This window comes from Streptomyces sp. NPDC045701 (assembly GCF_056432045.1).
The window spans coordinates 249,404-263,411 of record NZ_JBWKJV010000002.1; the positions used below are offsets into that span (position 1 = coordinate 249,404).

Annotated in this window: 10 protein-coding genes and 1 tRNA gene; 2 read left to right on the forward strand and 9 right to left on the reverse strand. The window is 75.0% G+C overall.

Features of this window, described 5'->3' with window-relative positions; all coding sequences use genetic code 11:
* Positions 1–41: 41 nt before the first annotated feature.
* Together AC07DW_RS03370 and AC07DW_RS03375 are read right to left on the reverse strand one after the other, a co-directional pair.
* On the reverse strand, positions 42–1,871 hold the full coding sequence (locus AC07DW_RS03370; protein ID WP_478855914.1) for a GTPase: 1,830 nt from the start codon (positions 1,869–1,871) through the stop codon (positions 42–44).
* The gene (locus tag AC07DW_RS03375) at positions 1,868–3,466 is read right to left on the reverse strand and encodes a dynamin family protein (RefSeq protein WP_478856050.1); all 1,599 of its coding nucleotides are present in this window, start codon (positions 3,464–3,466) and stop codon (positions 1,868–1,870) included. The genes AC07DW_RS03370 and AC07DW_RS03375 overlap by 4 nt, the downstream gene beginning before the upstream one ends.
* 315 nt (positions 3,467–3,781) lie before the next feature.
* Here AC07DW_RS03375 and AC07DW_RS03380 point away from each other — a divergent pair.
* Positions 3,782–3,854 (forward strand) — tRNA-Arg (locus AC07DW_RS03380).
* 171 nt (positions 3,855–4,025) lie between these two features.
* Here the strand turns inward: AC07DW_RS03380 and AC07DW_RS03385 are convergent.
* The 5 genes from AC07DW_RS03385 to AC07DW_RS03405 form a co-directional block, all read right to left on the reverse strand.
* Positions 4,026–4,778, reverse strand: coding sequence for a nucleotidyltransferase domain-containing protein (locus AC07DW_RS03385; RefSeq protein WP_478855915.1), 753 nt, complete (start codon positions 4,776–4,778; stop codon positions 4,026–4,028).
* A gap of 464 nt (positions 4,779–5,242) precedes the next feature.
* A complete protein-coding gene (locus tag AC07DW_RS03390) occupies positions 5,243–5,887 on the reverse strand; it encodes a class F sortase (protein ID WP_478855916.1) in 645 nt (214 codons plus the stop codon).
* A 5-nt stretch (positions 5,888–5,892) separates the two neighbouring features.
* Entirely contained in the window at positions 5,893–6,606 is a 714-nt protein-coding gene (locus AC07DW_RS03395; protein WP_478855917.1) for a DUF4142 domain-containing protein, read from the reverse strand.
* 132 nt (positions 6,607–6,738) lie between these two features.
* Complete coding sequence (locus tag AC07DW_RS03400) at positions 6,739–7,200, reverse strand: anthrone oxygenase family protein (protein WP_478855918.1); 462 nt, start codon at positions 7,198–7,200, stop codon at positions 6,739–6,741.
* A 150-nt stretch (positions 7,201–7,350) separates the two neighbouring features.
* A complete protein-coding gene (locus AC07DW_RS03405) occupies positions 7,351–8,919 on the reverse strand; it encodes a vWA domain-containing protein (RefSeq protein ID WP_478855919.1) in 1,569 nt (522 codons plus the stop codon).
* Positions 8,920–9,281: 362 nt separating this feature from the next.
* Here AC07DW_RS03405 and AC07DW_RS03410 point away from each other — a divergent pair, with 362 nt between their 5' ends.
* Positions 9,282–9,911 (forward strand): DNA-binding response regulator, encoded by a 630-nt coding sequence (locus AC07DW_RS03410; protein WP_478855920.1) that lies wholly within the window; start codon positions 9,282–9,284, stop codon positions 9,909–9,911.
* Between the two features lie 31 nt (positions 9,912–9,942).
* Here AC07DW_RS03410 and AC07DW_RS03415 read toward each other — a convergent pair whose 3' ends face one another.
* Both AC07DW_RS03415 and AC07DW_RS03420 read right to left on the reverse strand, forming a co-directional pair.
* Entirely contained in the window at positions 9,943–10,812 is an 870-nt protein-coding gene (locus AC07DW_RS03415) for an ABC transporter permease (protein WP_478855921.1), read from the reverse strand.
* On the reverse strand, positions 10,809–13,619 hold the full coding sequence (locus tag AC07DW_RS03420) for an alpha/beta fold hydrolase (RefSeq protein WP_478855922.1): 2,811 nt from the start codon (positions 13,617–13,619) through the stop codon (positions 10,809–10,811). Before AC07DW_RS03420 ends, AC07DW_RS03415 begins: the two co-directional genes overlap by 4 nt.
* Positions 13,620–14,008: the final 389 nt, after the last annotated feature.

The following is a 14,008-nucleotide window of genomic DNA, read 5'->3' on the forward strand; positions in this document are numbered from 1 at the left end:
CCACCACCCGCAAGGAGGACGTCCGACCGGCCGTACCCCGGTCACCACCGGGCTTCACCGCCGCCCCGGCCCGCATGCCCGGCGAGCCCGGCGCCCGTCCCCGCGACCGCGCCGCCCACGCCCCCCGCGCCCACGCCGCCGCCCTCGCCGGGCCCGCGCGCCACATGGGCGTACCGCTCACGCACCTCCCGGTACCGCATCAGCTCCGCGGCGACCGGATCGAGGACCATGGCCCGCCCGCAGCCGGCCGCGGCCTCCCGGAGCCGGCGCTCCGTCTCCTGCCCGTATCTCCGGGCCGGCCCCCGGGCCGCGGCCGCGCACGCCCACTCCACCAGCGGCCCGCCCACGATGCCCGCCAGCATGATCAGCACCGGCGGGACCAGCCCCGGTTCCAGGAAGCCCACGATCTGGCCGACCAGCCACAGCGCGCCGTAGAACTGGAGCAGCGTCATGGCCGCCTGGGCCAGAACCGCCGCCGGCCACCACGCGGGCCGGGGCGGACGCGCGCCCGCCGGCGGGGCGGCCACGGACACCGCCAGGTCGTCCAGTGCCTCCGGCAGCCCGCGGGCGCCGCGCACCGCCGCCTCGCGCACCGCCTGCGCCCACGGTCCGGGCAGTCCGCGCGACGCCTCCTCCGCGACCACCCGGACCGCCTGCTCGACGCGCTGGCGGGCGGTCAGCTCGTCCTCCTCCGCCACGCCGGCCGCCGGCTCCGCGCCCTCCTCCGCGCCCGGCGCGCCGCCCTGGGTGCGCAGCCGCTCGTACCAGCGCCACAGCCGCAGCCAGGGCGTCCCGCAGGCCCGTCCCGCGTTGCGCCGCCATTCGCGTTCCGCCGCCTCCCCGGCGGCCCGCGCGCCGACGGCGACCGCGAGCCGGGCGCCGAAGTCCTCGCGGGACCGCTCGCCCAGCCCGGGGTGCCCGTCCGCGACGTACACCGGGTGCAGCCGTGCCGCCGCCGCGTCCACGTCGGCGGACAGGCGCCGTTCGGCGGCGCCGCGGCCCTGTACGAACGCCCCGAGCATTTCGCGCAGTTCCGCCACGCCCTCCCCGGTGAGCGCGGACACCGCGAGCACGGTCGCCCCCGGTTCGCCGTGCTCGCCCAGCGCCATGCCGTCCTCGTCGAGCAGCCTGCGCAGGTCGTCCAGCACCTGGTGGGCGGCGTCGCCGGGCAGCCGGTCGACCTGGTTGAGGACCACGAACGTCACCTCGGCGTGGCCGGCGAGCGGTCGCAGATACCGCTCGTGCAGCGCGGCGTCCGCGTACTTCTCCGGGTCGACGACCCAGATGACCGCGTCCACCAGGGCCAGCACCCGGTCGACCTGCCTGCGGTGCGCGACGACCGCCGAGTCGTGGTCGGGCAGGTCGACCAGGACCAGGCCCTGGAGGGCCTCGTCGCCGGCCCCGCCCGCGAGCGGCCGGCGCCGCAGCCGCCCCGGGATGGCGAGCCGGTCCAGCAGCCCGGCGGCGCCCTCGGACCAGGTGCAGGCGATGGGGTTGGCCGTGGTGGGCCTGCGCAGCCCGGTCTCCGAGACCGGTACGCCCGCCAGCGCGTTGATCAGCGCGGACTTGCCGCTGCCGGTGGGCCCCGCGATGGCGACGACGGTGTGCCGCGACGACAGCCGCTGCCGTGCGGCGGCCTCCTCCAGCACCCGCCCCGCCTCGGCGAGGGTGTCGCCGTCCAGGCGGGTCCTGGACAGGCCCACCAGCTCCCGCAGGGCGTCCAGGCGGGTCCGGAGCGTCCCGGCGTACGCCTCACCGATCGGCAGGTGCGGCTCGTCCGGCAGGGGCGCGCCCTGGTCGGCCTGTTCCTGAGCACGGCGGGCGATCAGCCCGTCGTCCCAGCGTTCGTCAACGGCGCTCACCGCCGTCACCTCTCCTTCTGCAGTCGGGACAGCGCGGCGATGAGCTCGGCCTGTGGTTCGGGGGTCACGTCGAGGGCCCTCAGCGGCTGGAGCCGCCGGGCCCGCTCCTCGTGCAGTACGCGGTCGATGTACGCGGTGACCAGTTCGCCGCCCCGGTCGCGCAGCCGCAGCGCGCCCTGGGCCCCGAGCAGTTCGGCGAGCCGCTCGCCCGCGCCCCGGGCCCTGCGCCCGCCGAGCAGCGCGGCGGCCAGCAGCGCCGCCACCGTCTCGGCGTCCGGGGCGGCGGCCCGGTCCATGCGCCGTACCTCGTCCTCGGCCACCTCCTCCAGGACGCGCCGCCAGCGCCGTACGGCCATCCCGATGCGCTCACCGGTCTCGCGGTCGGGCCCGGCCTGGGCCCCGGCGCCGTCCTCCAGCACACGGGCGGCCGGTTCACGGCGCCAGGACTCCCGTACGTGCTCGTCGGCGGCGGCGACGGCGCACTGGAGCAGGGCGGTGAGGGACTCGGCGAGGGCGTCGAGCAGTTCGGTGGCCGAGCAGTCGCGGGGGTAACCGCGCCACCGGGTGCGGGCGTCCCCGGCGAGGACGGCGCCGCGCCGCAGCTCGCGGCGCACCCGTTCGCCCTCCTGCTCGTACGCCGTCTGCACCGCGCCGGTGAGGCGGACGGCGGCGGCGTACTGCGCGGCGACGGCCCCGGCCAGCTCCGGCATCCGCGCCTTCAGCGAGTCGATCACCCCGCCGGCGGTGCGCCCCACGGTCTGCTGCCGGGCGGCGGGGTCCTGGGCGCGGTGCGCGAGCCAGGCGCGCAGCGGGGCGACGGCGGTGTCGGGCAGCAGTCCGCTGCCGCCGCCCGCCGATTCGGGCAGCTCGGGGATGGTGAACCGCGGCACGTCCCCCAGCCCGGCGCGGGCGAGGAGCGCCTCGTACTGCCGGGACACCTCGTTGATCACCTGGTGCGGCACCCGGTCGAGGACGGTGACGAGCGTGGCGTCGTACTCCTTCGCGGTGCGCAGCAGGTGCCAGGGCACGGCGTCGGCGTACCGGGAGGCGGTGGTCACCATCACCCAGACGTCGGCGGCGCAGATCAGTTCGGCGGCGAGTTCGCGGCTCCACACGACGAGGGAGTCGATGTCGGGGGCGTCCAGCAGCGCCAGGCCGCGCGGGACGGTGTCGGCGGTCTCGACCCTCAGGGCCCGGTCGGCGCCGCCCTCCTCCCCGTCTGCCTCCCCGTCCTGCGGCGTGCGGACGCGGGTGAGTTGCGGCAGCACCCGTACGCCGGCGAACCAGTGGTGGTCGTCCGGGTGGCAGACGAGGACGGGCGTGCGCGTGGTGGGCCTGAGCACGCCGGCCTCGCTGACCCGCCGCCCGACCAGGGAGTTGACGAGCGTGGACTTCCCCGCCCCGGTGGACCCGCCGATGACGGCGAGCAGCGGGGCTTCGGGTTGTTTGAGGCGAGGCACCAGATAGTCGTCCAGCTGCGCGAGCAGTTCGGCACGTGTCTGCCGAGCCCGTGGCGCACCCGGCAGGGGCAGTGGAAGACGCACGGCGGCGACACGGTCGCGCAGGGCGGAGAGTGCGTCGATGAGCTGAGGCCGTACGTCCAAGGTCACCACATGCGAAGAATGCCCAATTTCATGACCTTTTTGAAGCGTATGGCGCTCTCTGCGCGCCGATCAGACACATGGGACAGACGGGATGAGTGGGACACAGGCATAACGAGTAGACAACACCCGGGGCGCAACACGCGAAAAGCGCTGCGGGAATCGCACCTGCCTGCGATTATCGGTCTGCTTCACCGAACCTCCACATCGTGCCACGCAGGCGAAGCGACCGGGTCAAGGCGATCGGAGCCCTATCCTTGTCCCCGGCAAGGTCACGGAACCACCCAGCAGGGGCTCCAGGCCACTAGGCCACCACCGGCCCCCGTAGCTCAGTGGATAGAGCAGGCGCCTTCTAAGCGCTTGGCCGCAGGTTCGAGTCCTGCCGGGGGCGCAAGTCGCTACCCTCCCGTCGGGGAGGGCTTTTCGCTGGAGGGGCGCGGTACCAGCCGCCGCGACCAGCCCGGGCGGGCTCCGCGCCGTCCGGCATCCGCCGGGTCTCGCCGATGGCCGTGCCGCAAACGGGTCGACGCGACACCGTTCCCGGCCCACTGAAGGTGCCGCGTCAGCGGGAAGCGGCGACGACCTGGTCGATCGCGGGCCCGAGGAAGGCGAGCGTCAGTTCGGCCCGTCGGTCGAGCCACTGCTGGTCGGCGGGGCCGGGAGAGCCGTAGCGGCGCTGCCTGATGTCGTCCACGACCTCTTCGGGGGCACCCAGTTCGGCGAGGACGTCGAGGGCCTCGGCCTTGGTGATCAGTCCGCCGTCCCGCAGGGTCGTCGTCGCTCTGGCCAGGGTCAGCAGGCCGAGGTCGACCCAGACGTCGCGCGTCCAGCGTTCCGGGTGGTCCAGGGCCGGCCTCCAGAAGTCCCGAAGGTCCTTGACGACGAAGTCGGCGAGCTGCCCGTCGGTCACCGGTGGCAGGGTCTCGGCCGGGGGCCGACCGTGCAGGACGCGTCCGAACTCGTGCAGTTCACGCCTGGTCACCGGTGTGATGGGGCGGTGCGTCAGCTCCTCGTGGGCCCACGTGAGGTGTGAGCGCGCGGTGTCGGCCAGCTCCGTGACAGCGGGGTAGCCGCAATGCAGCCTCGACGCGAGGGGGGTGTCCCGGCCCAGGGCCTCGTGCACCTCGCCGAGTTGCTGTTCCTCGGCTGCCGTGCACGGTCGGCCGAGGAGAGCGATCAGGTCGAGATCGCTGCGGCCCGGCCGGTAGTCCCCTCCGGCCAGTGACCCGTGTGCCCATACCGACACCAGCGGCACCACCGGTCGCAGGGCGCTGACAAAACGGTCGATGAGATGCTCGGTGACCCGATCCGCCATGAGGACAGTCTGGCCGCATGGCGAGGGACAGTCAGGGGAATGGCTGGACCGGTGCCCGGTGGGCTCTCGTATGCGACCGTCGACGGTTTGCCGGGGAGCTCATCCGGGACGATCCCACCGCGCTGGGGAACGGATGGGTACATTGAACGACAAACGGGTCCTGACACATCTCATCTGTCTCGGCATCGTGCTCGGAGTGATCGGTCTTCTCCTGACGCTCACCAGCTGAAGCCTGTACCGAGGCCGTGTCGGGAGCCGTCCCGCCGGGCGGTGGCGGCCACTCGCGGAGGGCCGCCGTCAGGCGGGGGTCGCCGGCGAGGGGGCGATGAGATCGATCACACCGCCCGGGCGGGCGAGCGTCGTCGGTTCGCGCAGCCCGAGGTCCGGCCGGGGAGACCGGGGCGGTGCGGGCGCCGGCGGTCGGGGCCGTGGCCGGGCGTCCGGCCGGTACGGGCGGGCGGCCGTCAGGTGACCGGCACCCCGTACAGGACCAGGTTGTCCGCGTAGGCGTGCGCGTCGGGGTCGAAGTGACCGGCACAGGTGACGAGGGCCAGGCGCGGGGTGCCGCCGGAGGTGAACAGGCCGGTGGGCAGGGCGCTCTTGGGGTACGTGCGGCGGGCCACGATGCGGTAGGAGTGGTGCGTGCCGTCGGCCGCGGTGACCCGCGCGCGCGTGCCCATGGGTACGTCGTGGAGGGCTTCGAGGGGGCCCGCGCCCTCGTCGGCCGAGTCGAGGTGGCCGGCCAGCAGGACGGTGCCGTGCGCGGCGCCGGGCGGTGCGCCGAGGGCCCACCAGCCCAGGCGGTCGGGCGACTTCGGTACGGCCATGGCGCCGTCCGCGCCGGCGGTGACCGGGTCGACCGGCGCGGTGCGCAGGTGCCCGGGGATGGCCAGGGCCACGGGCGGGGAGTGCGCCGGCGCCCTGGCCGCGCCGCCGACGGCGGCCGGGGTCGCGGCGGCCGGCCCCGGAAGGATGCCCTCGTCGGGCGCCCGCCCCGGAGCCGGGAAGAACGGGAAGAGGTACGCCACGACGGCCGTGGCGACCGCGGCGAGCCCGGTCCGGACCAGTACGCGGTCCGGGCCGGGCCCATGACGCGGTGACGCGTCCATCGGGGTCAGCGGCTGTCGTTGCGGCGCATGCGGGAGGCGGCCCAGAAGGCACCCCCGGCCACCAGGACACCGCCGAGCGCCACGGCGGGCACGGCGAGGGCCACCGGAACGCCGGCGGCCATGGACGTCGCGGCGACCTGGCCGCCGTTGCCGGCGTGGATGGCCTTCGGCGCGGCGGCGGCGTGGCACTCCCCGCCACGCACCATGTCCAGGTGCATCGCGACGACCGGGCGGGCGGCCTTGGCGGCGGCGGTCACCTCGGTGTTCTTGCCGTGGGCGATCTGGTTGTCGATCCGGGCCAGGGTCGTCTCGTGTGCGGCGGCCTGGGCGTGGAGCCATGCCTTGTCGTAGGCCTTCGTACCCGCCTTGGACATGATGTCCGCGAGCGTGTCCTGCTGTTCCTTGGTGGGTGCGGCGGGCAGGTCGACACCCTGCTTGTCGGCGAGGGCCCGGGTGTCCGCGTCGAGCTTGGTGTGGTCGCGGACGAGCACCTTGCCCACGTGCTTCACGCAGGAGGTGGTGGCGTTCTTCTGGGCGTCCTTGCCCGCCGCGATCTCCGTCAGGTTGCCCTGGTGGGAGGCGCGCAGGAACGCCGCGTCGGTGGGGAGGGTGGTGGTGGCGCCGTCGGCGGGGGCCGAGGCGAGGGCGGGACCGGCGGCTATGCCGGTCAGGGCCAGGCAGGTGAAGGCCGTGGCGGCCCAGCGGTGGGTGCGGGTCACGTTTGTTCGTCCGTTTCTCGTCGGTCGGTGGGCGACCCCCACGCAGAGAGGGTCACGTGACCATCCGGACACGCCGCGGTGCCGCGCGCCACTTCCCGTACTGCAAACGGCGCACGCCCGGCACACGCCCGGTCAGGCGAGCGAGGCGGTGACCAGCAGGGCGAAGGACGCCGTGATCAGTGTCGTGCGGACCAGGTGGAAGGCGTTCCAGCGGGACTCGAACGCCTTCCGCGCGGGGCCGGGCCCCCCGCCCCGCGAGGCGGCGAGCGCGTTGTTGAGCGGGACGTTCCCGGCGACGGTGACCAGGTGGTTCAGCGCCGCGCACACCAGGCCGGCGAGTATCAGCCACCGCCGGCCGCCGGACCCGTCCCCGGCCGGCAGGGCGAGGGCCAGGGCCGGGAACAGCACCGTGCCGGCGAAGACGGTGAGGAACACCGCGCGGGGCACGTACTCGTTGACGCGCCGCATGACCGTCACGAACTCCTCGTCCGTCAGCCGGGCCAGCGCGGGCATGATGCCGGTCAGGAAGATCAGCATGAATCCCGCGTACAGGCCGGTGGAAAGGACCGCGAGGGCGAGCAGGAGCGTCGGCATGCGGTCATGATGGCAGCCGCGCGGCCCCGGCGTCAGGGCCTGTGGACGGCCGGTGGACGGCCGGTGCCCCCGGCTCGCGGAGGGCGTGCGGACGGCCCATGCACGGCGTGCGGACGGCCCGGTGGACGGCTGGCGCGGCAGGAGGGGCGGTCAGTCCCTCAGGTCGTTGGCCCGGCGGATCGACGCGGCGAGCTCCGCCACCACCTCGGATTCGGTCGTACGGGCCAGTCCGCCCGCCAGCTCGGCGAGTTGGTCGCGGGTGGGCGCGCCCGGCAGCTCCCCGCCGCGCAGCGAGTCGGCGAAGTAGGCGGCCGCGGCGGCGACCCGCAGCCCCGGCTCGGTGGCCTCGTCCCACAGCCGGCCGGCGAGGGCGCCGGAGGCCAGCGAGCCGGACCGCTCGTGCGGGGCGCGGGAGGCGGGGTCGAGCCACCGGACGGTGGCGGTGGCCAGGTGGCCGTTCCCGCTCAGGGCCCCGGGGCGGGTCTTCACGGCGTACAGCGCGGTCACCTGGTGGCCGGGGCCGACCTCGCCGCCGTCCACCCGGTCGTCACGGAAGTCGTCGTCGGCGACCTCACGGTTCTCGTACCCGACGAGCCGGAACTCCGCGACCTTCCGCGGGTCGAACGCCACCTGCGCCTTGGCGTCCCGGGCGCGCAGTTCGAGGTGGGCGGGCAGCTGGTCGACGAAGACCTTGCGGGCCTGCTCGGAGGTGGAGACGTACGTGGTGTGGCCGTCGCCCTTGTCGGCGAGCTGTTCCATCAGCGCGTCACCGTACTCGCTGCCGACGCCCACTCCGAAGAGCGTGATGCCGTACTCGCGGCGCTCGTCCTCGATCCGGTCCAGGATGGCCCGTGCCTCGGTCTCGCCGGTGTTGGCGAGGGCGTCGGACAGCAGGACGACCCGGTTGGTGGCACCCTCGCGGTGTCCTTCGACGGCGACGTCGTAGCCGGCCGTCACGCCCGCCTCGACGTTGGTGGACGAGGTGGTCTCCAGTGCGTCGACGACGTCGTGGACGCGGTCGCGGTTGCCCTCGACGCGGGTCATGGGCAGCCGGGTCTCGGCCTCGTCGCTGAAGGTGACCAGGGCGATCGAGTCGTCGTCGCGGAGCTGGTCGGTGAGGACGCCGAGGGATTCCTTCACCAGGTCGAGGCGGCCCGGCTCGGCCATGGAGCCGGAGACGTCGACGACGAAGGTGAGAGCGGCCGGCGGGCGCGGGGCGCGCCGGTCGGCGGGCCGGGTGGCCAGACCGACGCGTACGAGCGACCAGTCGTCGGCCCGCGTACGGGCGCCGTCGACGGTCACGGTGAAGCCGTCGCCGTCGGGCTTCGGGTAGTGCTGGCGGAAGCTGTTGACGAACTCCTCGGGGCGCACGGTGTCCGCCGCGGGCAGCCTCCCCTCGGCGAGCGTGCGGCGGGCGTAGCCGTAACTGGCGGTGTCGACGTCCAGCGCGAAGGTGGACAGGTGGCCGGCGGGCGGGGCCTCGCGCGCCTCGTCGCCCCGGCCGTCGGCGCCGGGGCGCGGTGCGCCGTCCCGCCCGCCGCCGGGAGCGGGCGCGCCGGGAGCGGGCGCCCGGTTGCCGCTGTCGCGGGCGGCGGTGCGGTCGGTGCCGGCTTCTCCCGAGCAGCCCGCGAGCAGCAGCCCGCCGGCGAGCGCCGCCGCCAGCGCGGCCCGCCGCGCCCGGCCGGTCCTCCATCGGTACGTGTCCACTCGATCCCCCATGTCTCAGGTCCGCCCGGCCCGGGTCCGCGCGCGACGTCGGCACTTGTGGATGTGACGTCGCGGAGGCCGCCCGGGAACCGACAGGGGTGTTGCGGATGTGTCTCGATGCGGCAACGGGGAGCGGCCGGTGAGGCCCGGCGCAGGGCTTGGCTTGGACTCGCCAACCGCCGAACACGCCCTTGTCACCGTACGCAGTCACATGCGTACATGGAGTGGCGTCTGTTCCAAGGGGATGGCGGGGGTGGTCAGCCGTGACCAACGTTCCGGGCTCCGTGCTCGGCCGAGCGGCCTTAAGAGAGGCGACACCGGTGCGTGCCGCGCCACAGCAGGCACCGCGCCCGGCCGGGCAGCCGGTGCGAGGGGTGAGACAGATCTGCGCGACACTCGCCGCGCTCACCGAGTCGGCCCGCCATGAGCTGCTGACCTTCGACGACCCGGCCGCCTGCCTCGGCCTGCCGATCCCGGAGCCCTTCCTGGAGCTCGCCGGCACGTGTGTCCGCACGGCGACGGAGCGGGTGGCGACGGTGCGTCGGATCGTGCCCCGCCACGCGCTGTCCAGGGTCGCCGCCGCCGACGCCTCGGGGGCGGCGCGCTCCCCGGGGCGGGCCAGGCTGACACAGTCCATCCCCTTCAAGATGATCGTGGTGGACCGTACGGTCGCGGTCATCCCCCTCGACCTCGAACTGCTCTACAACGGGCTGCTGCTGATCCGCGATCCGGTCGTGGTGCAGGCCCTGGTCCGGGCCCACCACGCCTGGTGGGAGACGGGTGACGAGATCCCGGCGTGCCCGGCGCCGCCCGGGGTGCTGCCCACGCACCTGCGCCCGGTGCTGGAGGCCCTGCTGGCGGGACTCACCGACGAGACGGCCGCCGCGCGGCTGGGCATATCGGGGCGCACGTACAGCCGTCGGGTGGGCGAGCTGCTCGGGGCCCTGGGCACGACGAGCCGCTTCCGGGCGGGAGCGGAAGCGGCTCGTCGCGGCTGGCTGTGAGGCCGGGCGGGGCGAAACCTCACGGCACGGGCTAGGACACGATGTCCTTGCGGGCGAAGCCGCGGAAGGCGAGCGCGAACAGGACCAGGGCGTACGTCACCGACACCGCCGAGCCCTTGAGCATCCCGCTCCACTCCAGTTGCGGCTGGAGCGCGTCGGCCCACGCGAACTGCCAGTGCGCGGGCAGGACTTCCCGCCAGGAGCCGAGCGCCGTCACCGCGTCCAGGACGTTTCCGATGATCGTCAGTCCGACCGCGCCGCCGACCGCGCCGAGCGGGGCGTCGGTCTTGGTCGAGAGCCAGAAGGCGAGTCCCGCCGTGACCAGCTGGGAGACGAAGATGAACACGACGACCAGCGCGAGGCGCGGCAGGCTGTCCGCCGGGCCGAGGGAACCGCCCGTGGGCAGCCGTAGCGGCCCCCAGCCGTAGGCCACCGTTCCCGCGGCGAGAGCCACCAGCGGCAGCAGCAGCATCGCCGCCGCGCTGAATCCGAGCGCCACGGCCAGCTTGGACCACAGCAGCCGGGCGCGCGGCACGGGGGCGGCCAGCAGATAGCGGAGGGACGACCAACTGGCCTCGGACGCCACGGTGTCGCCGCAGAACAGCGCCACCGGCACCACCAGCAGGAAGCCGGCCGACACGAACAGGCACGTCGCGGCGAAGTTGGCGCCGGACGCGGTCGCCGTGTCCATCAGGGTGATCCGGTCGTTGCCGCGCCCGTCCGGGGTGCCGCCGATCGCGAAGGCCGCGATCAGCACGAAGGGCAGGGCGGCCAGGATGGCCCCCATGACGAGGGTGCGGCGCCGCTTCAGCTGGCGAACGGCTTCGACACGCAGCGGCAGGGTGCGCCCGGCGCGGTAGCCGGGCGCGGACTGGACCGCTGCTTCCACCGGGGCGCTCATGCGGATCCTCCTCCGATCAGGGTGAGGAACGCGTCCTCCAGGCGGCGGTGCGGGCCCACACCGGTCAACGGGACGTCCAGCCGGACGAGTTCCGCGATCAGGCCGGAGGCGGTCGCTCCGTCCAGTCGGACCAGCAGTCCGCCGTCCACGGGCACCACCGAGCCGAGGCCGGGCAGGGCGCCGAGCTTGTCGATCAGCGGTCCGGGTACGTCACCGGCCGTCGTGACGAGCAGGGTGTCGCCCGCGCCGGTGATCTCGGCGACCGGTCCGGCCTGCACGAGCCGGCCGCGGTCCATGACGACCAGGTGCGTACAGGACTGCTCCACCTCCGACAGGAGGTGGCTGGAGACGATGACGGTACGGCCCCCGGCCGCGTACCGGATCATCACGTCCCGCATCTCGCGGATCTGCGGCGGGTCGAGGCCGTTGGTCGGCTCGTCGAGGATGAGGAGGTCGGGAAGGCCGAGCATGGCCTGCGCGATGGCCAGCCGTTGCCGCATGCCCTGCGAGTAGGTGCGGACGGCGCGGGCCAGGGCGTCGCCGAGACCGGCGATCTCCAGGGACTCGTCGAGGTGGGCGTCGTCGGCGGGGCGGCCGGTGGCGCGCCAGTACAGCTCCAGGTTCTCCCGGCCGGACAGGTGCGGCAGGAAGCCGGCGCCCTCGACGAAGGCCCCGACCCGGGACAGCACCGGCGCGCCCGGCCGGATCGCGTGGCCGAAGACGCGGATCTCACCGTCGTCGGGGGTGATCAGGCCCATGAGCATGCGCAGCGTGGTGGTCTTGCCCGCGCCGTTCGGTCCGAGGAGCCCGAGGACCTGGCCCTTCTCGACCCGGAAGGACAGGTCGCGCACCGCGTACCGGTCGGCGGACCTGGCGTACCGCTTGGTCAGGCCGGTGATGGTGAGCGGCACGTCGGCGAGTGCCGGGTCGGGCGGGGGCGCGGTGGTGCGGCGCCGGGCGGTGAGCAGCAGGGCGGCGGCGATCAGGACGCCGGCGGCCGGCATGCCCCAGACCCACCAGGGCAGGCCGGCCGCCTCGGTGCGCACGGCGGGCGCCGTCGGTACGGACAGGGCGCCGGCCACGCCGACGGTGTAGGCCGCCGGGGTGGCCGGGGAGGCGTAGCCGAGGTCGGTCGCGGCGAGGACGAGACGCAGCCGGTGCCCGGCCTCCACCTCGTGGTCGATGGCCGGCAGCGTCAGCTCGACCGCCTTGCCGTTCTCGGCGCCCTCGACCCGGACCGGGGTGACCAGTTGGGCGGGCAGCACCTGGCGGCGGCCGTCGGGGCCGACGTCGTACACCTTGGCGAAGAGGACCGCCTCGCCGGTGTCGGAGGCGACGGTGACCCGGACGGTGGGCGTGCCGGTGATGCGCAGTGGCTCGCTGAGGGGCCGGGACTCGAAGCGGGCGTGCTGCCCGGGGAAGTCGAGCGACAGTCCGACGCCGAGGGCCGACAGCTGGGACAGGCCCCCGCCGGCGCCCGGGACGGCGGAGATGGCGGGCGGGGTGGCACCGGGGGGATTGCGGAAGGTCTGCGGGGCGCCCGCGAGGGGGACGGCGCGGCCACCGGCCCGGAGGCCGGGGTAGTCGTCGCCGGTGGCGCCGCGCAGCCGGGCCTGCCCGTCCGTGGTGTCGACCCCGCCGGTGCGGCTGACGCGGAAGGCGGGGCCGGTGTCGGCGCCGGTGTCGTCCTTGAGGTACCGGTCGAACCAGGCGCCGATGCGTGCCTGGACGCGTTCGGTCTCGCGGTCACCGCCGTCGTGCCCGCCGGCGATCCAGTCGACGGCGACCGGAGCGCCGTTGGCGCGGACGGCCTTGGCGATGGCATCGGCGTGCGGCAGCGGGAAGAGCGAGTCGGTCTGCCCCTGGACGATGAGCGTGGGCACCTTGATGCGGTCGCCCACGGCGGACGGGCTGCGCTCCGCCAGCAGCGCCCGGGCGGCGGCGTCCGGCTTCCCGGTGACGCCCACCCGCTGGTACAGGGCGCACAGCACGTCCTGGAACCGCCCGCAGGCACCGGTGGGACCGGCGGACGACGCCGCCGGGGCGCCGCCCCGCGCCCGGCCGGCCGGTCCCTGGGGTCCGGCACCCGGGCTCCGCGCCCCGGCGCCCGGTCCCGGGGCCCCGTCCCGGCCGGGGGCGCGGCCCGGGGTCTGCTCGCTCTCGACGGGCGCGCGGCCGGGGGGCTGGTCAGACGACGCCACCGTACCGGTGGTGAAGAAGATGCCGGCCCACAGCTTCTTGTAGACGCCGTCCGGGAAGAGTGCGTCCGCCAGGTTCCAGTACGTGATCTGCGGGGCGACGGCGTCCACCCGCCGGTCGTACCCGGCCGCCGACAGGGCGACCGCCCCGCCGTACGAGGCTCCCGACACGCCCACCCTGGGGTCGCCGTTTCCGTCCAGCCGGACCTCGGGGCGCCCGGCGAGCCAGTCGATGAGCCGGGAGACGTCCTTGACCTCGTAGTCCGGGTCGTTGAGCCCGATGCGTCCCGTCGAGGCCCCGAAGCCGCGGGCGGACCAGGTCAGCACCGCGTACCCGTCACGGGCCAGCTTCTCGGCCTGGGCGCGCACATCCTCCTTGCTGCCGCCGAAGCCGTGCCCGAGGAGCACGGCGGGGCGGCGGACGTCGTCCGCGCCGGCGGTGAAGAAGGAGGTGTCGATCCTCGCTCCCGGCATCTCCAGCACTCTGTCCTCGCGGTGCGTGGCGGGCCCGTCGTCGGAGGCCACGGCCGTCCACGTACCGGCGCCCGCGAGCAGCGCCACGGCCGCGGCCGTGGCGGCCGCCCGGCGGCGGGGGATTCGGATCTGCATGTCCCGACCCTAAGCGCCGGCCCGCTTCCACCCGGCTGCCGCACGGCGGAACTCGGGGGCCTTCCTGAGGTGTACGCCCCATCGGCGCCGTACAGCATCCGCGGTATACGGCAGGGCCGGGCGGGGAGACGGGACGGGCACCGTGTGCCGGTGGTGAACACCGCCCCGGCCGGGCCCGCCGGGCACCGCGGTCCGGTCCCACGACGGTCACCACGCGCACGGTCGAGTACCCGGCGGACGGACCGGCGATGGTCGGCGCGGGCCGCGGGTGTCGACCGGCGCCTCGTGGTCTACGGCGGCGCCCTGCACGCCCTCCACCACCCGCCGGTCGACCGGACCGTGGTCCCCGGTGTGGGCCACCACCCCCGGTATCCGCGGAGCGGGCCTGG

Bases quoted from the DNA above. Each gene is read 5' to 3' on its own strand.
- AC07DW_RS03415 (WP_478855921.1), bottom strand. From the start codon at position 10,812: ATGAGCGCCCCGGTGGAAGCAGCGGTCCAGTCCGCGCCCGGCTACCGC.
- AC07DW_RS03385 (WP_478855915.1), bottom strand. From the start codon at position 4,778: ATGGCGGATCGGGTCACCGAGCATCTCATCGACCGTTTTGTCAGCGCC.
- AC07DW_RS03405 (WP_478855919.1), bottom strand. From the start codon at position 8,919: ATGGGGGATCGAGTGGACACGTACCGATGGAGGACCGGCCGGGCGCGG.
- AC07DW_RS03420 (WP_478855922.1), bottom strand. From the start codon at position 13,619: ATGCAGATCCGAATCCCCCGCCGCCGGGCGGCCGCCACGGCCGCGGCC.
- AC07DW_RS03400 (WP_478855918.1), bottom strand. From the start codon at position 7,200: ATGCCGACGCTCCTGCTCGCCCTCGCGGTCCTTTCCACCGGCCTGTAC.
- AC07DW_RS03390 (WP_478855916.1), bottom strand. From the start codon at position 5,887: ATGGACGCGTCACCGCGTCATGGGCCCGGCCCGGACCGCGTACTGGTC.